Source organism: Burkholderia sp. GbtcB21 (genome assembly GCF_019091065.1).
Taxonomy (GTDB): domain Bacteria; phylum Pseudomonadota; class Gammaproteobacteria; order Burkholderiales; family Burkholderiaceae; genus Burkholderia; species Burkholderia pyrrocinia_C.
The window spans coordinates 200,968-221,618 of the sequence record NZ_JAGXKA010000013.1 but is presented as its reverse complement, the minus strand read 5'-3'; the positions used below and the strand labels follow the sequence as shown (position 1 = coordinate 221,618).

Below are 20,651 nucleotides of genomic sequence, written 5' to 3'. Positions count from 1 at the left end.
CGCGCACGATCCGAACCGAAGCGCATCATTCAAACGCCGCCACCGCCTTCCGCGTGACGGCCGCAAACTAAAAGTCAGCGACCTTGCCCCACGCGGATTCGCCGAATCGGCCGGGCCGATACGGTAGCGGGTCGACGATCGGCCGCACACCGGTGGCGAGATCCGCGATCAAGTGACCCGCGCCCGGGCCGATGCCGAAGCCGTGCCCGGAAAAGCCTGCCGCCAGGATCAAGCCCGGCACGCCCGGCACTTCGCCGATACCCGGGACGCCGTCCGGCGTGCTGTCGACGAACCCGGCCCAGGCGTGAGTGATCGTCGCTTCACGAAGTTCGGGCAGCAGTTCGACGGCACGACGATACGTTTCGTTGACCGTCGGCATATCGGGCTTCGGATCGAGAATGCGCACCGCCTCCATCGGTGTCGGCGCATCGAGTCGCCACCGCTTCAGCGATTCGTGACCGCCGCGCATACCTTCGAGGCCTCCCGGAAGAAGGCTGCGCCAGCGCTTCGCGAACATCGGCACGAACTGCGGCGCGAATCGCAGGAACTGCGGCGTCACATCCACGCGCGCGCGGCCGCTGATGGCCAGTGCGTAGCGTCCGTCGCTCCGACGCGTAACGGACACGCCGGAGGTGTACAGCGCATCCGGCAAGCGCTGTTCGACAGGCGACACGCTCAGGATCGACTGACGAATCGAGGCCTGGGGAAAACGGATGCCGAGCTGGCGGCAGAACGACGACGCCCACGCGCCACCGGCGAGCACGGCCGTTCTGGTCTTGATCACCCCGGCTTCCGTCACGACGCCGGAAACCCGCCCGCCCTCGAGTTCGATGCCGCGGGCCGCGCAGTGCTGGTTGACGCTGCCGCCGAGCTTCATCAGTGCAGCGGCCACGGCCGGCGCGGCCTTCGCCGGGTCGGCGGTGCCGTCGCTCGGCGAGAAGACGCCGCCCTTCCAGGGCCGACCGGTTGACTGCCCGCGCTGGCTCGCTTGCCGGCTGTCGAGCATGTACGTCGTCACGCCCGCGGTCTTTGCGAACTCGCCCCAATGGGACCAACGCGACAACTCGGCTTCGTCATTGCTCAGATACAACAGCCCGCAACGATGAAAACCCGTGTCTTCGCCGGATTCGGCGGCAAATCGTTCCCAGAGATCGAGGCTCTTGCTTGCCATCGGCAACTCGCGCGCGTCGCGGTTTTGCTGCCGGCACCAGCCCCAGTTGCGGCTCGACTGCTCGGCGCCGATCCTGCCCTTCTCGACCAGCGCGACCGAAACCCCGCGCAGGGCCAGGTAGTAGGCGGTAAAGACGCCGATGATCCCGCCTCCGATCACGACGACGTCAGCCGCGGCCGGCAGCGTGGGCGAAGTTTGTATGTGCTGCAGTGGAGGCGACATGATCAATGTTGCCCGGTTGAAGACCGGACGTCTTGCACGACGTAGAACTTCGCCACGCGATCGCTGCTTTCCCATCCGATCGATGCGCCCTGCGGGACGAAAAGCGCATCGCCGGCGCCGACCGACAGCACGCTGCCATCAGGCGCGGCGAACCGTACGCTGCCGGCCAGCAGCTGCATGAACTCGTTCACGCGATGCGGGCGAACGATCCGATGGTACGGCGTCGAATCCCACGTACCCGCGCAGTAACCTGCGCCGTCGTCGGTGAAGACGTTGTCACTGCGGCATTGCGGAGCAGGACCGAGCAGCACGTCGGCCGGCAGCGATGCGGACGGCTTGAAGTCGGCATCGGCGCGCAGCGCAAAGAGGCCGCGTTTCGTCGGATTCCTGCAAGCCGCCGCGCAGAACATGAAAAGCACCGGCGATGCTGCACTGACGCGGACCGTTGTGCCGCTGCCGATGACCGCCCCGGCTTGCGGGCCGAGCACCAACGGCGCCGCTCCGGGCACTTCGAGCGTAAGCTCTCCTTCCACGACGACGATGGTTTCAATGTGCGGAAAGCTCGGCACGTCGAGCTCGCCCACGAAGCCGATACGGCCCGCGGCCATCGAGTCGGGGCCTTCCCATGCGATCTCCCGATGTCGCCCGAAAGGGTCGTTCTCGCCGAATGACTCCCTGCGGAAGACGGTTGACAAAGGCGTGCCGTCGGCACGGTGCAACACGAATGCTACGGTCATTTCTGCTCCTGCGCATTGCGCGACGATCTTGTTGAAATGTCCTCGGGCGGTACCGGAAATCGTCGTTCTCGCGACTTCGTTTCCGGAAACCGTCAGGAGTATTGATCTGTTGGATAAAGCGTATTCGTTGCGAAATAATTCAATCGCGCGGCTGATGGTTCGTGCCTGCAATTATGCTTCTCGGACCTTCCCGACTGATTAACTTCCAGAAAATCGATCGTTAAATACGGTTTAATGCGCAAGCCACGGGCCGGCAGGCGGCTTCACCGAGCAGCCAGGGCCGGTCGCAGCCGCGCGCCCGCTCCGCTTTCGCCTACGCGGCCTGGCAGGACGCGCCGCGGCGTTCATCGCGCGTGCGCAGCGACGACGTTCGCCCCTGCGCCCCGCCCGACCGCGCGCTCACGTAATCGCGCGGCGTAATCCCGAGCACCCGCCGGAAATGCCGGCACAGATGGCTCTGGTCGAAGAAACCGACTTCGGTCGCCACGACCGACGGCGCCACGCCGCCGCGCAGCAAGTCCTGCGCACGCCGAACACGCACCAGACACAGATACCGATGCGGCGACAGCCCGATTTCGCTGCGAAAACGCGCGGTGAAACGCGACACGCTCAACCCGGCCACCGCCGCGAGCGTATCGAGATTCAGCGGCTGCGCGAACGACGCATCGATCGTGCGCAGCACGTCGCCGATGGCCGGCGATACGGGCAGCCCGACGCCAGCAGCGCGGAGCGCCGCACTTTCGACCGAATCGTGGAACAGAGCGACCATGTTCGCCATCCTCATGCGGCCGCCTGCGCGGCCGTTACCGGCGCGACGAAGCGCGCGATCGCGAACGACTCGATCGGCGTGCCGGTCGCGCCGGTGTCGATCGGTTTAATCACCGTCAAGAAGCGCAGTTGCGGCATATTCGCGCACGGCGCACGCACAATCCACCGTTTTACGCGACTGCCGCAGCAGCCTGTGCGGAAAACCGATCGCAGGCCTGCGCGAGCGCGGTGAACCAATGGTGCGGCCCACTACAGGCGCACCGGTTGCACCGGCGCGACGACCGCCGCCGGCTCCGCCTGGAAGCGCGTCAGGTCGTCCTCGCTGCGGTGGCACAGCACCAGCGCACCGTTGTCGAGGGTGCGCAGCACGGGTGCCGTTTGATTGCATACGCCGTCCACCCGCATCGGGCAGCGCGACAGGAACGGGCACAACCCGGCGTCGTCCGCGCTCGCACCGATCGGCACCAGTGGCCGGTGGCAACGCTCGGCCGCATCGTCGAGCCAGCCCGCGCGCAATTCCGGCGCCGACGACACGAGCAGGTGCGAATACGGGTGATAAGGCGGCGCGCACAGCGCGTCGCGGCTGCCCGTCTCGACGCGGCGGCCCGCGTACAGCACGACGATGTCGTCGCTGATCGCGCGCACCTTGGCGATGTCGTGCGTGATGAACACGTACGACACGCCGAGCTTCGCCTGCAGTTCGCGCAGCAAATCCATGATCGCGGCGCCGACCACGGTATCGAGCGCCGACGTCACTTCGTCGCACAGGATCAGGTCGGGCTCCGCCGCGAGCGCGCGCGCGAGGTTCACGCGCTGCTTCTGCCCGCCGGACAATTCGCCCGTGCGCCGCCCGGCGACGGCCTGCGGCAGCCGCACGAGCTCGAGCAGTTCCGCGACACGCCGCCGTGCGCGCGCGCCCTTGATCCCGTGATAGAACGCGAGCGGTCGCGCGAGCGTGCGCTCGACGGTATGCACCGGATTGAGCGCGGTATCCGCGTTCTGGAACACGATCTGCACGCGGCGGTGCTGCTCCTTCGTGCGCTTGCCGATGTCGAGCGCGAGCGGCTCGCCGTCGAGCAGGATCTGCCCGCCGGTGGCCGGCACCAGGCCCGCGATCACCTTCGCGAGCGTGGTCTTGCCCGAGCCCGATTCGCCGATCACGCCGACCGTCTGGCCGCGCCCGATGCGCAGGTCCACTTCGTGCAGGATCACCTTGGCCGGCCAGCCTTTCGCGGTGCGGCCGCCGTAGCCGGCGATCGCGCCGCGCACGTCGAGCAGCGGCTCCGGCGCGGCGGGCGCGGATTTCTCCGCCGGTTCGGCATCGCTCGGCGCGACCGCCGCGATCAGGCTCTGCGTGTACGGATGCACGGGCGCATGCAGGATCTGTTCGGTGTCGCCCGACTCGCGGATCACGCCGTCGCTCAGCACGATGATCCGGTCGGCCATCTGCGCGACGACGGCCAGATCGTGCGACACGTACACCGCGCTCATGCCGTAGCGCCGGATCACGCTCTTGAACGCCTGCAGCACGTCGATCTGCGTGGTCACGTCGAGCGCCGTCGTCGGCTCATCGAGAATCACCAGCTCCGGATCGGTGATCAGCGCCATCGCCGCCATCAGACGCTGCAGCTGGCCGCCCGACACCTGGTGCGGATAGCGCTTGCCGATCGTCTCCGGCTCCGGCAGCGCAAGCGCGCGGAACAGCTCGACCGCCTTCGCCTGCGCGTCGCGCTTCGTCAGCGTCCGGTGGATCAGCGCGCTCTCGATCACCTGGTCGAGGATCGTGCGCGACGGGTTGAACGCGGCGGCCGCGCTCTGCGCGATGTACGCGACCCGGCGGCCGCGCAGCGCGGTCAGCGCCTGCGCGGACAGCGCGCAGACGTCCGCCCCGTCGAGCTTGACCGAGCCGCCGGCGATCCGGCAGCCGGCGCGCGCATGGCCCATCAGCGACAGCGCGATGGTCGTCTTGCCCGAGCCGGATTCGCCGATCAGCGCGAGCACCTCGCCGCGCCGGACGTCGAAGTCGACGCCGTCGACGATCGTCGTTTCCGCACCGCCCGGCCGGCCGCCGACCACGCGCAGCCCGCGCACTTCGACGAGCGGGTTCGATTCGTGTCGCATCAGTGTGCTCCCGCGGCGCCCGCCGCACCCTTGCGGCGGCCGCGATGCGGCAAGCCGTCGATCAACAGGTTGACGCCCACCGTCAGGATCGCGATCGCGACCGCGGGCATGATCGCGACGGCCGAGCCGTCGCCGAGGCTGGCGATGTTCTCGCGCACGAGCGAGCCGAGGTCCGCGTACGGCGGCTGCACGCCGAGCCCGAGGAAGCTCAGGCCGCTCAGCAGCAGCACGACGAACGTGAAGCGCAGCCCCGTGTCGGCGAGCATCGGGTGAATCATGTTCGGCAGCATCTCGACGCACGCGATGTACAGCGCGCTCTCGCCGCGCGCTCGTGCGACCTGCACGAATTCGAGCGTGCTGATGTTGACCGCCAGCGCGCGCGCGATCCGGTACGAGCCCGGCATGTAGCTGATCGCGGCCGTCACGATCAGCAGCGGCAGCGACGAGCCGAACGCGGCGACGATCATCAGCGCGAACATCTTCGACGGGATCGACGTGAGCGCATCGAGCACGCGGCTCATGGTTTCGTCGACCACGCGGCCCGACACCGTCGCGAGCAGCCCGAGCGTCGTGCCGGTCAGCGCGGCGAGCAGCACCGCCGCGAGCGCCAGCAGCACGGTCAGCCGCGTGCCGTACAGGATCCGGCTCAGCATGTCGCGGCCGAGGAAGTCCGAGCCGAACGGCAGCTTCGCGCTGAACGGCGCGAACACGTCGGGCGTCACGATCGTGCCGACTTCGTGCGGCGCGAGGAACGGCGCGAACACAGCGACGAACAGCATCAGGCCGGCCATCGACAGGCCGATCCAGCCGCCGGTGGTCAGCGCCGGGCGCATCGCGCGGCGCTTGCGCGGCTGCTCGGGAGAAGGTGCGGCAGGCGACGTGTCGCCCCGCGACGGGCGCGGATCGCCGGGCGGCGGCAGCGCGCTGCTGCGTTGTACGGGTTCGGTCGGGTGCATGTTCGGCATCTCGGGAGAAGGACGGGACGGTCAGGTCCGCAGTCTCGGGTTCGACACGATCGAGCAGAGATCGGCGAACAGCACGAGCGTCAGATAGGCCACGCAGAAGATCAGCGTGCACGCCTGCACCAGCGGGAAGTCGCGGTTGCCGACCGCATCGACCATCAGGCTGGCGAGGCCCGGATAGTTGAAGATCGTCTCGACGACGATCACGCCGCCGAGCAGATACGACAGGCTCAGTGCGATCGCATTGGCGATCGGCCCGATCGCGTTCGGCAGCGCATGGCGCAGCACCACGCGCGCGGGGCTCGCGCCCTTGAGCACGGCCATCTCGACATACGACGCGCTCAGTTGCTCGATGACCGCGGCGCGCGTCATCCGTGCCATCTGCGCGATCACGACCGCGCAGAGCGTCAGCACCGGCATCGCATACGCGCGCAGGAAATCGTGGACGCTTTCGATCGGGCCGCTGTACGACAGCGCGGAGAGCCAGTGCAGCTTCACCGCCAGCACGAGCACGGCGACCGTCGCGATCAGGAATTCCGGCGTCGCGACGAGCGACAGCGTGCCGAGGCTGATCGCGCGGTCGATCGCCGACTCGCGCTTGACCGCCGCGAGAATGCCGAGCACCAGTGCGATCGGCACCGATACGCAGGTCGTGATCGCCGCGAGCGTCAGCGACTTCGGCAGGCGCCCGCCGATCATGTCGGACACCGGCATGTCGCTCGACAGCGAACGGCCGAAGTCGCCGTGCAGCAGGCCCGCGAGCCAGTGCACATAGCGCACGTGGGCCGGCATGTCGAGGCCGAACTGCTGGCGCAGCGCGGCCACCGTTTCCGGCGTCGCGGACTGGCCGAGCGCGGCCTGCGCGGCATCGCCCGGCAGCAGGTTCGTGATCGCGAAGATGATCACGGACACGATCAGCAGCGTCAGCGCGGTGACCGCGATGCGGCGGCCGATCAGTCCGAGCAGAATGCGGTTCATGGCGCGGCCCTCAGGGAAAGTTCGAGCGTTGCCGGCGCGGCAACCCGCACCGGCAACGCGGCTGCGACGGGCAACGGCGTCACGCGTTCCACCACACGTTCTCGGCGAACATGAAGCCCATCATCCCGCCGGTCGGGATCGAACCAAGGCCGCCGAGGCGCTTGTCGTAGCCGTCGAGGAAACTGATGAACGCCGGGATGCCGACCCTGCCCTGCTGCGCGACGATTACCTGCATCTCGCCGTACATCTGCTTGCGCTTCGCATCGTCGGTCTCGGAACGCGCGGCCAGCAGCAGCTGATCGAACTTCGCGTTCTTCCAGCCCGACTCGTTCCACGGCGCATCCGACTTGAAGAACTGCGTGAACAGCACGTCGGCGCTCGAGCGCGGGTTGATGTTGCCGAAGCCGAGCGGATGCTTCATCCAGTGGTTCGACCAGTAGCCGTCGGCCGACACGCGGTTCACCTGCAGGTTCAGTCCGATCTTCTGGCCGGCCTGCTGCAGCAGCACGGCCATCTCGATCGAGCCGTTCGCGTCCGACGTCGCGTAGATCGGCGGCAGCGTCACGCCCAGCGCGCCCGCTTTCTGGAACAGGAATTTCGCCTTGTCCGGATCGTGCGGCCGCTGCGGCAGCGACGCGTTGAAGTAGCGATGGCCCGGCGGAATCGGCTGATCGTTGCCGATCACCGCGTAGCCGCGGAACACCGCCGAGCGGATCTGCTCGCGGTCGAACAGGTACTTCATCCCCTCGACGAAATCCGGGTTCGCGGTCAACGGGCTTTCGCTGCGCATGATGAGGTCGGTATAGAGCCCCGACTTGGTTTCCCTGAGCGCATAGCCGGGCGTCGACGCGACGCGCTGCGTCGAGCGCGGATCGATCGCATTCACGAGGTGCACGTCGCCCGACAGCAGCGCGTTCAGGCGCGCGGCGCTGTCGCTGATGCCGATCAGCTCGATCTCGTCGAGATACGGCATTCCCGGCTTGAAGTAGCTGTCGTTGCGCACGCCGACCGTCGACACGCCCGGCTTGAACGTCTTCAGCTTGTACGGGCCGCAGCCGATGCCGGTCGTGAAGTCGGTCGTGCCGTCCTTGACGATCACGAGCTGCGGCGTCGCGAGGATCACCGGCAGGTCCGCGTTCGCGCTGGCGAGCGTGAGCGTGACTTCGTCGGGCCCGGTCGCCTTCGCGTCGGTGAACTGGTCGGCGATCGTCTTGACCTTCGAAGCCGTGGCCGCGTTCTTGTGACGCAGCAGCGAGAACACGACGTCGGCCGGGCCGACCGTCTTGCCGTCGTGGAACGTGACGCCCTTGCGCAGCTTGATGACCCAGGTCTTCGCGTCGGTCGTCCGCAGCGATTCGGCCAGGTTCATCTGCGGCGTCAGGCTGGCATCCAGCTGCGTGAGGCCGCTGTAGAACATGAAGAAGCGGATGTAGTCGGCGCCCGTCGAGCCCTTGGCCGGGTCGAGCGTATCGGCCGTCGAACCGGATTCGTTCGCCACGCGGATCTTGCCGCCGCGCTTCGGCGCGGGCGCGGCGAACGCCGGCTGCGCGCCCATCAGCAGTCCGCCGGCGCCGGTGGCCATCATGCCGGCCGCCGCCATGGTCCGCATCATGTCGCGGCGCGTGAAGCCGCGGTGATCTCCGCCGTTGTCGATATCGTCGCTCATCCGAACTGCTCCTGACTGTGGAAAGTGGGTCCTGGGGTCCAGCGTGGTTCGTGATTCCCGCCGCGCCCGCGTGCTGGTAGCGAGTGCAACGTCGTACGCATTGAGTTCATTTAAGCACCGCCAAAATGGCGGTTGTCGCGATTCGGGGCGCCTGCACGACACGATTCGACCGTTTTGGGCCGTCCGCGCAGCATGATCAGCTGCGCGCCCGCGTGTGCCGCCGCACCTTCCTGATCCATTCGCGACAGATGCGTGACAAACAGAATCGTAAAGCGGCGGCCGCCGCAGATTGCACCGACAAAATTGCCCGTTCGGCATCCGAAACGCGTTCGGCGGCCCCAAACCGCATGTTTTGCGTCGATTGCGCGTGCGTGGGCCGATGCAGATCGAAACGAGCGAAATGTCCTGGTCGCCGGCCGCGCGCGCGTGCGACAGTGCGCCGCCCTCGCAGCCGCTGCGCCGGGGCGATTTCCCGTCACCGCGAGGACACCCACGCATGAAAGTTCAGAAGATTTCCCGCTCAGTCGACACCGCGTTGCCCGAAGACTGGGGCACGGCCGGATTGCCCGGCACCGAGCCCGCACGCGTGTCGGGCCGGCAGGTCGTGATCCCGGGCAGCGAGGCGTTCGACACCGCCGTGTTGGAATGCACGCCGGGCACTTACCGGCGCGGCGTGAAGGAGGCGAAGGCGATGCATTTCCTCGCCGGCGCCGGCACGTTTGCGCCGGATGGCGAGGAAGCGATCGAGTTCGGCGCGGGCGACACGCTGTTCTTCGCCGCGAACACCGAAGGGCTGCGGGACGTGCGCGAGACGATGCGCAAGATGTATGTGATCTTCTGACGCGGGCGGGCCGCGCATGCGCGCCGCGCCCGGTTGCTCGCCCGGGCGGCTGCTCAGCCGGCCAGCCGGAACACCGCTACCGCGGACCTCAACCGTGCCGCCTGTTCGTCCAGCGACGAAGCGGCAGCGGCAGCCTGCTCCACGAGCGCGGCGTTCTGCTGCGTGACTTCATCCATTTGCGACACCGCCTTGCCGACCTGTTCGATGCCGGTGCTTTGCTCGGCGGAGGCCGTGGAGATCTCGCCCATGATATCGGCCACCCGGTCGATCGACCGGACGATCTCCGTCATGCGCGTCCCCGCCGCCTCGACGAGCCGGCTGCCGCTGCCGACCTTCTCGACCGACACCTCGATCAGCCCCTTGATGTCCTTCGCCGCCGCGGCGCTGCGCTGGGCGAGCGAGCGGACCTCCGAGGCCACGACCGCGAACCCGCGCCCTTCCTCGCCGGCTCGCGCCGCTTCGACCGCGGCGTTGAGCGCAAGGATGTTGGTCTGGAACGCGATGCTTTCGATCACGACGGTAATGTCGGCGATCCGCACCGACTCTTCGGAAATCTGCCGCATCGTTTCGACGACCTCCTGCACGGCGGCACCGCCGAGTTCGGTCGCTTCCTTGGCCGTGGTGACGAGCGCATTGGCCTGACGCGCATTCTCGGCATTCTGCCGGACCGTCGACGTGATCTGTTCCATGCTGGCGGCCGTCTCCTGCAGCGACGCGGCCTGTTCCTCGGTGCGTTGCGACAGGTCCAGGTTGCCTTGCGCGATCTCGCCGGTGCCGACGGCGATCGAATGGGTCGTGGTCTGGATTTCGGCGATCGTCTCGGTCAGGCGCGCCTTCATTTCGCCGAGCGCCGCGAGCAGGCTGCCCGGCGCGGCCTTGGCCGCATCGAACTCGACGTCCAGTTCGCCGGCGGCGATGCGCGCCGCGATGTGCGTCGCGTGCGCCGGCTCGCCGCCCAGCGTGCGCCTGACGCTGCGCAGGACGCCCCATGCGATTGCCGCCAGCGTCGCGGCGATGACGAGCGCGATGGCGCCCAGCACCATCGCGAGCCGGGTGAAGGCCGCGTCGATATCGTCGTAAAAGAATCCCGTGCCGATCCACCAGTTCCAGTCCGGAATGGCGACCACGCCCTGCAGTTTCGGCACCGCATCCGCGTCGGGGCTGCGCTTGACCAGCACGTCGACGAGCGCGAAATGGGCCTGCGCCATCCCGGCGCGGTAAGCCTCGCTATCGGTCAGGCCGCCGGTCGTGCGGTTGCCCTTGGCACGCGTGCCGACGAACTTCGCGTTCGGGTGAACCAGGTTGACGCCGTCGGCAGTCGTGACCCAGTAGTAGCTTTTCGTATCCGCGTTGAGCGCCGACAGCGCGGCTTTTGCCTGCTGCTGGGCCTGATCCGCGGTGAGCGTACCGCTCGCCTGCAACGCGCGGTACGAATTGACCAGATGTTCGGCCTTCGTCAAAAGAATGACGATCTCTTCGCGACGGCTGTCGATCAGCGCGCCGCGCAGCGTCTGCAGCGACATCGCGGCGAGCAATACGACGCCGAGCAGCGCGGCCGCGACGAGCATCAGCAGTTTCGTGGACAACTTCATGCGGGAGCCTCGCGATATTAACCATTCGGTACATATATCGGCGCTGGCGGCCCCACCTTGAACGTCATCGCATCGGTATTTACCCTCGATCCGTGCACTGATCGTACGCGCACGACGAAGCGGCCGGGCCGGCCGCTCCGTGGATTCGCCCGGGCGTGCCCGGGCGGCGGCGCGACGCACGACCCGTGCGCGCGCCCCCGATGCGCCCCTTACAGGCCGAGCTGCGTCGCGAGATGGCCGATGTCGGATACTTCGTAGTAGTTGTAGAACGGCGTGCCCGGCTCGTGGCCGCGATTGACGAACGCCTTGTGCTTGATCCCGAGATCCTCGGCCGTCATCAGGTCGTAGCGCAGGCTCGACGATACGTGCAGCACGTCCTGCGGCTGGCAGCCGAGCTTGTCGAACATGTATTCGAAGCCCTGCATGCGCGGCTTGTACGACTGCGCCTGCTGCGCGGTGAACACCGCGTGGAACGGCGCGCCGAGCTTGTCGACGTTGCTCATGATCTGGTCGTCCGACGCGTTCGACAGGATCACCAGCTTGTACTTCGTCGCGAGCCGCGACAGGCCGGCCGGCACGTCCGGATGCGGGCCCCAGGTCGGGACCGCGAAGTAGAAGCGCTCGGCTTCGGCTTCGTCGAACTTCACGCCGAGCCTGTTGCAGGTGCGGCGGATCGCGTTGACGACGACGTCGCGATACGGCTTCCACGCGCCGAGCACTTCGTCGAGGCGATAGCCGGCGAACACGCGCACGAATTCCTCGAGATCGACCGGCGACAGGCGGTCGGCGTAAACCTCGCGCGCCATGTCGCCCATCCGGAAGCGGGTCAGCGTGCCATAGCAGTCGAACGTGATGAATTTCGGTTCAAATTGGATCATGGTGACGTCCTGTCGGTGTGAAGCCCCGGCAGGGCCGGGGACGGGCTGGGTTGAATGCAATTGAATCAGGGCAATAAATCCTTCGCGCATCGTTCGATACCGCTCGAAACGCACGATCGCCGCGTGTTGCCGGGCCTGCACGGCACGATCTGCGGCGCGATCCCGGCGGGCGGCGAGCACGCTGCGCTGCTTCAATCGTACGGGCGTTCATGCAGCAGAAGTTGCCGGATTGACCGTCCGCGCCGGCACGGAACGCGCGTTGCGCCGTGCCGTTCGAGCCGGTTTGCGTCGATTTCGCGCGACGGGCCGCGATCGCCGAAAAACAGGCGAATCGTCCTATCCGCACCGTGCCGCCGCTGGCAGAGTGGATGCGTCATTCCTACCAATCCGGAGTCCGGCGTGGCCGACCTCAATCCTTCCCGCACGCTTATCTATCGTCCGTTCGCCGAAAGCGACCTGCCCGCCGCGCATCGGCTGTCGCAAGCGTTCAACTGGCCGCATCGGGTCGACGACTGGCGCTTCGTGCTGCAGCTCGGCAGCGGCTTCGTCGCCGAAGACGAAACCGGCGTCGTCGGCACCGCGCTCGGCTGGCGCTTCGGCGAGTCGCACGCGTCGCTCGGCATGGTGATCGTGTCGCCCGAGCACCAGGGCCGCGGCATCGGCCGCGAACTCCTCGCGCGGCTGGTCGACGGCTTCGGCCCGCGCACGGTGTTCCTGCATGCGACGCCGGCCGGCGAGCCGCTGTACGCGAAGTTCGGCTTCCACGCGATCGGCACGATCGACCAGCACCAGGGCACCGTATTCCAGCCGCCGCTGATCTCGCTACCGCCCGGCGAACGGCTGCGGCCGCTCGGCACGAACGACGGACCGCGCCTCGCGGCGCTCGCGTCGCGCGCGGCCGGCTATCCGCGCGACGCGGTGACCGACGCGCTGCTCGACGTCGCCAACGGCATCGCGCTCGACCGCGACGGCGAACTGCTCGGCTTCGCGCTGTTCCGCCGGTTCGGCCGCGGCCATGCGATCGGGCCGGTGATCGCGCCGGACACGCTGCGCGCGCAGGCGCTCATCAGCCACTGGCTCGCGCTGCACGAGGGCATGTTCGTGCGGCTCGACGTGCCGGGCGACAGCGGCCTGTCGGACTGGCTGCAGGGGCTCGGGCTACCGCGCGTCGACACGGTCGTCGCGATGGCGCGCGGCGACGCGCCCGCGCGCGACCCGGCGCTGCGCGCGTTCGCGATCGTGAATCAAGCACTCGGCTGAGCCACGCATCCGATGAGCTTCCTCTACAAGGCCGATCCGGTGCGCGGCGCGCAATGGGCGCACCGTTTCGCCCAGCAAGCACCCGATCTCGCGTTCCGGATCTGGCCGAACATCGGCGATCCGCACGCGGTGCGCTACCTCGCCGCGTGGCAGCCGCCCGACGATCCGGTCGCGCTGCTGCCGAACCTCGAGATCGTGTTCTCCGTCGGCGCCGGCATCGACCAGTTCGACCTGTCGCGCGTGCCCGCGCACATCCCGGTCGTGCGGATGATCGAGCCCGGCATCGTCGACGGCATGGTCGAGTATGTGACGCAGGCCGTGCTGACGATCCATCGCGACCTGTTCGACTACGCGGCGCAGCAACGCGCGCAGGTATGGCACGAGCGGCCGGTGCGCGCGGCCGCATCGCGCCGCATCGGCGTGCTCGGGCTCGGCACGCTCGGCCAGGCCGTGCTCGACATGCTGCGGCGCTTCGGCTTCCCGTGCGCCGGCTGGAGCCGCACGCCGCGCACGCTCGACGGCGTCGAGTGCCATGCGGGCGAGGCGGCGCTGGACGCGTTTCTCGCGCGCACCGACATCCTGATCTGCCTGCTGCCGCTGACGGACGGCACGCGCGGGCTGCTCGGCGCGCGCGTGTTCGACGCGCTGCCGGCCGGCGCGTCGCTCGTGCAGGTCGGCCGCGGCCCGCAGCTCGACGCGGCCGCGCTGCTCGCGGCGCTCGACAGCGGCCGGCTCGACAGTGCGATCCTCGACGTGACGGACCCCGAACCGTTGCCGGCCGGACACCCGTTCTGGACCCATCCGCGCATCCGGATCACGCCGCACATCGCCAGCGCGACGCGGCCCGACACCGCCGTCGACGCCGTGTTGGCGAACCTCGCGCGCCATCGCGCGGGCCAGCCGATGATCGGCGTCGTCGATCGCGCGCGCGGCTACTGACCGCTCATCCGCACCGGCGCGCGGGCGCAGCAGAAAATGCCGAAGCGCGCCGTGCAAACGCCGCGCCCGTACGTTTCAGCCGGCAAATTGAAGGCACGCGCGCATTTCTCGCTCGTTAGGATGACTCCATCGCTGACACCCGACGAGAGTCCCGCCCTGCCATGACCTACTCCGCGCTGATCGAAGCCGATCGCCAACACCTGATCCACCCGGTCGTCAATTACCGCACGCACGAGGCGCGCGGCGTCACCGTGCTCGACTCCGCCGACGGCGTGTTCCTGCGCGATGCGCAAGGCCACACGCTGCTCGACGCATTTTCCGGCCTGTGGTGCGTGAACGTCGGCTACGGCCGCGACAGCATCGTGAAGGCGGCGGCCGAGCAGATGGCGAAGCTGCCCTATGCCACCGGCTATTTCCATTTCGGGTCGCAGCCCGCGATCGAGCTCGCCGAGCGGCTCGCCGCGCTCGCGCCCGCGTCGCTGAACCGCGTGTACTTCACGCTCGGCGGCTCGGACGCCGTCGATTCCGCGGTGCGCTTCATCACGCATTATTTCAACGCGACCGGCCGCCCGACGAAGAAGCACATGATCGCGCTCGAGCGCGGTTATCACGGCTCGTCGTCGATCGGCGCCGGGCTCACCGCGTTGCCCGCGTTCCACCGCCATTTCGACCTGCCGCGCGCCGACCAGCACCACATTCCGTCGCCCTACCCGTATCGCCACCCGCTCGGCGACGATCCGCAGGCGCTGATCGCCGCGTCCGTCGCCGCGCTCGAAGCGAAGGTCGCGGAACTCGGCGCGGACAACGTCGCCGCGTTCTTCTGCGAGCCGGTGCAAGGCTCCGGCGGCGTGATCGTGCCGCCGGCAGGCTGGCTGAAGGCGATGCGCGACGCATGCCGGCGCATCGGCATCCTGTTCGTGGCCGACGAGGTGATCACCGGCTTCGGCCGCACCGGCCCGCTGTTCGCGTGCGAGACCGAACGCGTCGAGCCGGACCTGATGACCGTCGCGAAGGGCCTGACGGCCGGTTATGCGCCGATGGGCGCGGTCCTGATGTCCGACGAAATCTATGAAGGGATCGCGGGCAGCCGCACCGAGTCCGCGGTGGTCGGGCACGGCCACACGTATTCCGCGCATCCGGTCAGCGCCGCGATCGGCCTCGAGGTGCTGAGGCTCTATCACGAAGGCGGGCTGCTCGCGAACGGCCAGGCGATGGCGCCGCGCTTCGCGGCGGGCCTTGCCGCGCTGCGCGACCACCCGCTGGTCGGCGAGGCGCGTTCGGCGGGCCTGCTCGGCGCGCTCGAGCTGGTGGCCGACAAGGCGCGCAAGACGCGCTTCGACCCGGCGCTGAACCTGCCCGACCGGATCACGGCGGCCGCGTACGCGAACGGCATCGTGTTCCGCGCGTTCGGCGACGGCGTGCTCGGTTTCGCGCCGGCGCTGAGCTTCACGGCCGGCGAGTTCGACCTGATGTTCGAGCGCGTGCGCAAGACGCTCGACGACGTGCTGGCCGACGCGGGCGTGCAGCGCGCGCTCGACGCCGCCCATGCGCAGCCGGCGTGAGTCGGGCATGAGTCAGCCATGAAGCGGGCGAGGGAAAGCCGGACTTGTGGCGGCTACCGTTCGACTCTAAAGTAACCGGACATTCCATTTCTGCCTTCTCACGCGAACATGACGGACAGCAAGCTAGACCGGATCGACCTGCGCATTCTTTCCCAGTTGCAAAAGCGCGGGCGCATGACCAACGTCGAACTGGCCGATGCGGTCGGACTGTCGCCGAGCCCGTGCCTGATCCGCGTGAAGCGGCTCGAGAAAGCCGGCTACATCGCCGGGTACGGCGCGCACATCCAGCTCGAGAAGCTCGGCGACGTGCAGGTGGTGTTTACCGAGGTCACGCTCGCCGACCACCGGCGCGAGGATTTCGACCGGTTCGTCGCGGCGATCCGCGATGTCGACGAGATCGTCGAGTGCCATCTCGCGAGCGGCGGCTACGACTATCTGCTCAAGTTCGTCACGCGCAGCGTGAGCCACTACCAGACGATCGTCGAAGGGCTGCTCGAGCAGAACATCGGCATCGAGAAGTATTTCAGCTACGTGATCATCAAGTCGCCGTTCGTCAAGCGGCACTATCCGCTCGAATCGCTGTTCGGCGAACGGCACTGACGAGCGGCAGGCGGCCGCCGCGCCGTACGTGCGTCGTCGCGACGCGCCCGCCTGCCGCCGTCGAGCCGACATCATTCAAGGACCAACCATGCCGCTTACCCTCTCCCGCACCGAACTCGTTCGCAGTGCAAACCTGATCGATGGCGCGTGGCGCGACGCACTCGACGGCAGTCGCTTCACGGTCACCGATCCGGCGACGCTCGACCGCGTGGCCGACGTGCCCGACAGCAGCGCCGCCGACGCACGTGCCGCGACCGACGCAGCCGTGCGCGCGCTGCCCGCGTGGCGCGCGACGCCGGCCCGCGAACGCGCGGCGATCCTGCGCGCGTGGCATGCGGCGATCGTCGCGCACACCGACGATCTCGCGAAACTGATGTCGCGCGAACAGGGCAAGCCGCTCGCCGAAGCGCGCGGCGAAGTCGCGTATGGCGCGTCGTACGTGCTGTGGTTCGCCGAGGAAGCGACCCGCACCTACGGCGACCTGATTCCGCAACAGCAGCGCGGCAAGCGGCTGACTGCGGTCAAGGAGCCGATCGGCGTCGTCGCCGCGATCACGCCGTGGAATTTCCCGCTCGCGATGATCGCGCGCAAGATCGCGCCCGCGCTCGCGGCCGGCTGCACGGTCGTCGCGAAGCCGGCCGAGGACACGCCGCTCACGGCGCTCGCGCTGGCGTTCCTCGCGCAGGAAGCCGGCGTGCCGCCCGGCGTGCTGAACGTGATCGCCGCATCGCGCGAGCACGGCATCGACGCGGTGGCCGACTGGCTCGCCGACGGCCGCGTGCGCAAGATCACGTTTACGGGATCGACGCCCGTCGGCAAGCTGCTCGCACGCGAATCGGCCGCGACGCTCAAGAAGCTGTCGCTCGAGCTCGGCGGCAATGCGCCGTTCATCGTGTTCGACGATGCGGAACTCGACGCCGCGGTCGACGGGCTGATGGCCGCGAAGTTCCGCAACGGCGGCCAGACCTGCGTGTCGCCGAACCGCGTGTACGTGCAGGCCCGCATCTACGACGCCTTCGCCGCGAAGCTCGCCGCGCGGGTCAGTGCGCTGAAAGTCGCGCCCGCGACCGACCCCGCCGCGCAGATCGGCCCGATGATCAACGCCCGCGCGGTCGACAAGATCGCGCGCCATGTCGACGATGCGCTCGAGCGCGGCGCCCGCGTGCTGACGGGCGGCAGGCGCCTGCCCGAACTGGGGCCGAACTATTACGCGCCGACCGTGCTCGCCGATGCGGCCGCCGGCATGCAGCTCGGTTGCGAGGAGACGTTCGGGCCGGTCGCCGCGCTGTTTCCGTTCGATACCGAGGACGAAGCCGTCGGCGCCGCGAACGACACGCCGTTCGGGCTCGCCGCGTATTTCTACACGCAAGACGTCCGGCGGATCGCGCGCGTCGCGGCGCGGCTCGAAACGGGCATCGTCGGCATCAACGAGGGCGCGCTCGCGAGCGAGGCCGCGCCGTTCGGCGGCGTGAAGGAATCGGGCTACGGCCGCGAAGGTTCGCGCTACGGCCTCGACGACTACCTGTCGATCAAGTACCTGTGCCAGGGTGGGCTCGACTGATCGCACGCGCCTTCCTTACGTTTTCGTTACCCGGTACGCCGCCATGACCGCTTTCACTCCGTACCCGATCGAAGTTTCGTTTCCCGACCTCGCGCCGCACCGCGCGGGCAATACCGGCGTCGAGCACGTCTATCGCTTCGCATCCGGCGAGGCCGGCCCGAACGTGATGGTCAACGCGCTCACGCACGGCAACGAAGTCTGCGGCGCGATCGTCGTCGACGCGCTGCTGGCGCTCGGCGTGCGGCCGCGCCGCGGCACGCTCACGCTGTCGTTCGCGAACGTCGCGGCCTACGCACGCTTCAATCCCGCGCAGCCGGACGCGGCACGCTTCGTCGACCAGGATTTCAACCGCGTGTGGACGCCCGCCGTGCTCGACGATCCGTCGGCCCGTTCGGTCGAACTCGATCGCGCCCGCGCGCTGCGCCCGTTCGTCGACGCGGCCGACTGGCTGCTCGACCTGCATTCGATGCATGAGCGCAGTGCGCCGCTGATCGTCGCGGGGCCGCTCGACAAGGGTGTCGCGCTCGCGCGCCGGGTCGGCGCGCCGGCCACCGTGATCCGCGACGAAGGCCACCCGGAAGGCACGCGGATGCGCGATTACGCGGGATTCGGCGAACCGGGCAGCCCGAAATGCGCGATGCTGGTCGAATGCGGGCAGCACTGGGAAGCACGCGCGGTGGACGTCGCCCGCGACACCACGGCCCGCTTCCTGGTCGCGTCCGGCGTGGTCGAGCGTGACGACCTGCCCGCCGACTGGTTCCTGCCGCTGCCGGACACGATGCGCGTCGTGCAGGTGACGGAGCCCGTGGTCGCGACGAACGGCGTGTTTCGTTTCGCGGGCGACTACACCGGGCTCGAACATTTCCCGGACGCCGGCACCGTGATCGGCTGGTCGAACGAGGTCGCGGTCGTGACGCCCTATCCCGACTGCGTGCTCGTGATGCCGTCGCTGCGGCAATTGCGGCCCGGCGTCACCGTCGTCCGGCTCGGGCGGCTCGTCGACGAATCCGGCGCGCCCGCCTGACGGATCGGCTTCAGCGCAACCGGCGCGGCTGCCGCACACTTTTGCGGCAACGCCGCGCCGATTCGCTTCGCATGCAGGCCTCCATTTCCTCGCATACCTGCCGTTAACCCGGATTTGAGCGCGCCACGGTCATCGCACCGGGCATTCCCTACGAGCGCGAGCATGTCCGCATCCACTTCCATCGAGAAAATCGCCGACTGGGCGGGACGAAACCATCTTGTCGTCGGCGCGCTCGGCACACTGATGTCGCTCGCCGCGCTGAGCATCAGCGCGATGACGCTGTGGGCCATGAGAAGTGGCGTCGTCGAACACGCGCACGAGACTTCGCGCAACGTCGCCGCCGTGCTGGTCAGCGAGATCGCGCGGACCGTCGAAACGTCCAACAACGCGCTGAGCGCACTCGCATCCGATCTCGGCAAGCCGGAGGTCCGGAATATGGACGCCGGGCTGCGGCACGATCTGCTGTTCCAGCGCGCGGCCGCGCAATACATGACCGGCATGGGCGTGACGGACCGAAACGGCCTCCTGATAGACGGGTGCTGCGGCCCGTCACACCACTGGGACTTCAGCGATCGCGACTACTTCAAGGTCCATCGCGACTCGGCGAACGTCGGCCTTTACGTATCCGAGGCCTATCGCGCGCGCTCGCGCAACGGCAAGGAGTCCATCGCGCTGTCCCGGCGCGTCGAAGGTCCGGACCACGCGTTCAACGGGATCGCGATCGTTGCCATCGACATCGCCTACTTCGATCAGTTGCTTGCCCGACTGAACGTCGGCCCGAACGGCATCGGCGCGATCCTGCGCACGGACGGCACCATCCTGGCCAGAAATCCGCCGCTGAGCGAACACCAGATGGTTCGCCTGAGCCGATCGAAGACCTTCGATCGCATGCTGAACCAGGATTCGGGGTTCTATGAGGCCTACTCGCGCATCGACGGAACCTTGCGGCTCTATACGTTCCAGCGGGTGCCCGGTACACCGCTGATTGCCGTCGTCGCCCCTGCCAAGCGCGACGTGCTGGCCGGCTTCACGCGCATGTCATGGTCGGTCGGCGTGTCGGCGTCGTTCATCTGCGCGCTCTTTTGCGCCGTCGTCTGGCTGCTCGCATTCGCATTGCGGGACAATCTCCGCAAGCAGACGCTGCTGACCGACCTCACCCGCACCGATCCGCTGACGGGCCTGCACAACCGCCGTGCGCTCGACGTCGCGCTGGCCGACGAATGGAAGCGACTCCAGCGCAGCAATGAAGGCAGCCTGTCGGTGCTGTTCATCGATGCCGACCACTTCAAGCAGTACAACGACCGATATGGGCATGCGCAGGGCGACACGGCACTGAGGTTCCTGGCCCAATGCATCCGGACTCACACGCGGCGGCGCGCCGACATCGCCGCGCGCTACGGCGGCGAAGAGTTCGTCGCGGTGCTGCCGGATACGGACGAAAGCGGCGCCGCGAAGGTCGCCGAGGCCATTCGCGCGGAAGTGGAACGCAACCGGCTCGCCGGATTCGCCGAGACGGTTCCGGCTTTCACGGTCAGCATCGGATACGCGACCGGGCATCGCGCACGCCCGGCGTCCATCGACGCGCTCATGCATCAGGCAGACCTCGCGTTGTATACGGCGAAGCGCCACGGTAGAAACCGCGTGTGCCGCGGCGACTCGGGATCGCTTGCGTAATCGGCTCGCCGGCCGCGCGATCGTGCCGCTGCCGCCGTTCGACGGTTCCGGTAATCCGGCGGTTTCGCGCGCGGAACGTGAAACGCCTTCCATTC

At 68.2% G+C, this 20,651-nt stretch carries 17 protein-coding genes; 8 read left to right on the top strand and 9 right to left on the bottom strand.

Features of this window, described 5'->3' with window-relative positions; all coding sequences use genetic code 11:
• Nucleotides 1–67: 67 nt before the first annotated feature.
• The 7 genes from KVT39_RS26445 to KVT39_RS26415 all read right to left on the bottom strand — a co-directional run bounded on the left by KVT39_RS26445 (nucleotide 68) and on the right by KVT39_RS26415 (nucleotide 8,625).
• On the bottom strand, nucleotides 68–1,393 hold the full coding sequence (locus KVT39_RS26445; RefSeq protein WP_217590559.1) for an FAD-binding oxidoreductase: 1,326 nt from the start codon (nucleotides 1,391–1,393) through the stop codon (nucleotides 68–70).
• Between the two features lie 2 nt (nucleotides 1,394–1,395).
• The gene (locus KVT39_RS26440; RefSeq protein ID WP_034182390.1) at nucleotides 1,396–2,130 is read right to left on the bottom strand and encodes a cupin domain-containing protein; all 735 of its coding nucleotides are present in this window, start codon (nucleotides 2,128–2,130) and stop codon (nucleotides 1,396–1,398) included.
• A gap of 313 nt (nucleotides 2,131–2,443) precedes the next feature.
• Nucleotides 2,444–2,899 carry a helix-turn-helix domain-containing protein gene (locus KVT39_RS26435; protein ID WP_254640644.1) on the bottom strand — a complete coding sequence of 152 codons (456 nt, stop codon included), beginning with the start codon at nucleotides 2,897–2,899 and terminating at the stop codon, nucleotides 2,444–2,446.
• 248 nt (nucleotides 2,900–3,147) lie between these two features.
• Nucleotides 3,148–5,019, bottom strand: a complete 1,872-nt coding sequence (locus KVT39_RS26430; RefSeq protein ID WP_217590558.1) for an ABC transporter ATP-binding protein — start codon at nucleotides 5,017–5,019, stop codon at nucleotides 3,148–3,150.
• Nucleotides 5,019–5,975, bottom strand: coding sequence for an ABC transporter permease (locus KVT39_RS26425; RefSeq protein WP_105392569.1), 957 nt, complete (start codon nucleotides 5,973–5,975; stop codon nucleotides 5,019–5,021). Before KVT39_RS26425 ends, KVT39_RS26430 begins: the two co-directional genes overlap by 1 nt.
• Nucleotides 5,976–6,005: 30 nt before the next feature.
• Nucleotides 6,006–6,959: an ABC transporter permease gene (locus KVT39_RS26420; RefSeq protein ID WP_034182392.1), complete on the bottom strand. Its 954-nt coding sequence runs from the start codon at nucleotides 6,957–6,959 to the stop codon at nucleotides 6,006–6,008.
• A gap of 79 nt (nucleotides 6,960–7,038) precedes the next feature.
• Entirely contained in the window at nucleotides 7,039–8,625 is a 1,587-nt protein-coding gene (locus KVT39_RS26415) for an ABC transporter substrate-binding protein (protein WP_217590557.1), read from the bottom strand.
• Between the two features lie 496 nt (nucleotides 8,626–9,121).
• On the opposite strand from KVT39_RS26415, the gene KVT39_RS26410 reads away from it, so the two are divergent.
• Nucleotides 9,122–9,466 carry a cupin domain-containing protein gene (locus KVT39_RS26410; protein WP_217590556.1) on the top strand — a complete coding sequence of 115 codons (345 nt, stop codon included), beginning with the start codon at nucleotides 9,122–9,124 and terminating at the stop codon, nucleotides 9,464–9,466.
• Nucleotides 9,467–9,519: 53 nt separating this feature from the next.
• On the opposite strand, the gene KVT39_RS26405 is transcribed toward KVT39_RS26410, so the two are convergent.
• Nucleotides 9,520–11,058, bottom strand: coding sequence for a methyl-accepting chemotaxis protein (locus tag KVT39_RS26405; RefSeq protein WP_217590586.1), 1,539 nt, complete (start codon nucleotides 11,056–11,058; stop codon nucleotides 9,520–9,522).
• A gap of 209 nt (nucleotides 11,059–11,267) precedes the next feature.
• Nucleotides 11,268–11,936 (bottom strand): haloacid dehalogenase type II, encoded by a 669-nt coding sequence (locus tag KVT39_RS26400; RefSeq protein WP_034182395.1) that lies wholly within the window; start codon nucleotides 11,934–11,936, stop codon nucleotides 11,268–11,270.
• Between the two features lie 399 nt (nucleotides 11,937–12,335).
• Between KVT39_RS26400 and KVT39_RS26395 the strand changes: the two genes are divergently transcribed.
• From KVT39_RS26395 to KVT39_RS26365, 7 genes are all read left to right on the top strand, one after another.
• The gene (locus KVT39_RS26395; protein WP_217590555.1) at nucleotides 12,336–13,196 is read left to right on the top strand and encodes a GNAT family N-acetyltransferase; all 861 of its coding nucleotides are present in this window, start codon (nucleotides 12,336–12,338) and stop codon (nucleotides 13,194–13,196) included.
• A 12-nt stretch (nucleotides 13,197–13,208) separates the two neighbouring features.
• Nucleotides 13,209–14,135, top strand: a complete 927-nt coding sequence (locus tag KVT39_RS26390) for a glyoxylate/hydroxypyruvate reductase A (RefSeq protein WP_217590554.1) — start codon at nucleotides 13,209–13,211, stop codon at nucleotides 14,133–14,135.
• A 161-nt stretch (nucleotides 14,136–14,296) separates the two neighbouring features.
• Nucleotides 14,297–15,697 (top strand): aspartate aminotransferase family protein, encoded by a 1,401-nt coding sequence (locus KVT39_RS26385; protein ID WP_217590553.1) that lies wholly within the window; start codon nucleotides 14,297–14,299, stop codon nucleotides 15,695–15,697.
• Between the two features lie 108 nt (nucleotides 15,698–15,805).
• Nucleotides 15,806–16,297 carry an Lrp/AsnC family transcriptional regulator gene (locus tag KVT39_RS26380; protein WP_034182400.1) on the top strand — a complete coding sequence of 164 codons (492 nt, stop codon included), beginning with the start codon at nucleotides 15,806–15,808 and terminating at the stop codon, nucleotides 16,295–16,297.
• 88 nt (nucleotides 16,298–16,385) lie between these two features.
• Nucleotides 16,386–17,858, top strand: a complete 1,473-nt coding sequence (locus tag KVT39_RS26375) for an NAD-dependent succinate-semialdehyde dehydrogenase (protein WP_217590552.1) — start codon at nucleotides 16,386–16,388, stop codon at nucleotides 17,856–17,858.
• A 43-nt stretch (nucleotides 17,859–17,901) separates the two neighbouring features.
• Entirely contained in the window at nucleotides 17,902–18,882 is a 981-nt protein-coding gene (locus tag KVT39_RS26370) for a M14 family metallopeptidase (protein WP_217590551.1), read from the top strand.
• A gap of 162 nt (nucleotides 18,883–19,044) precedes the next feature.
• Nucleotides 19,045–20,556 carry a sensor domain-containing diguanylate cyclase gene (locus KVT39_RS26365; protein WP_217590550.1) on the top strand — a complete coding sequence of 504 codons (1,512 nt, stop codon included), beginning with the start codon at nucleotides 19,045–19,047 and terminating at the stop codon, nucleotides 20,554–20,556.
• Nucleotides 20,557–20,651 lie beyond the last annotated feature (95 nt).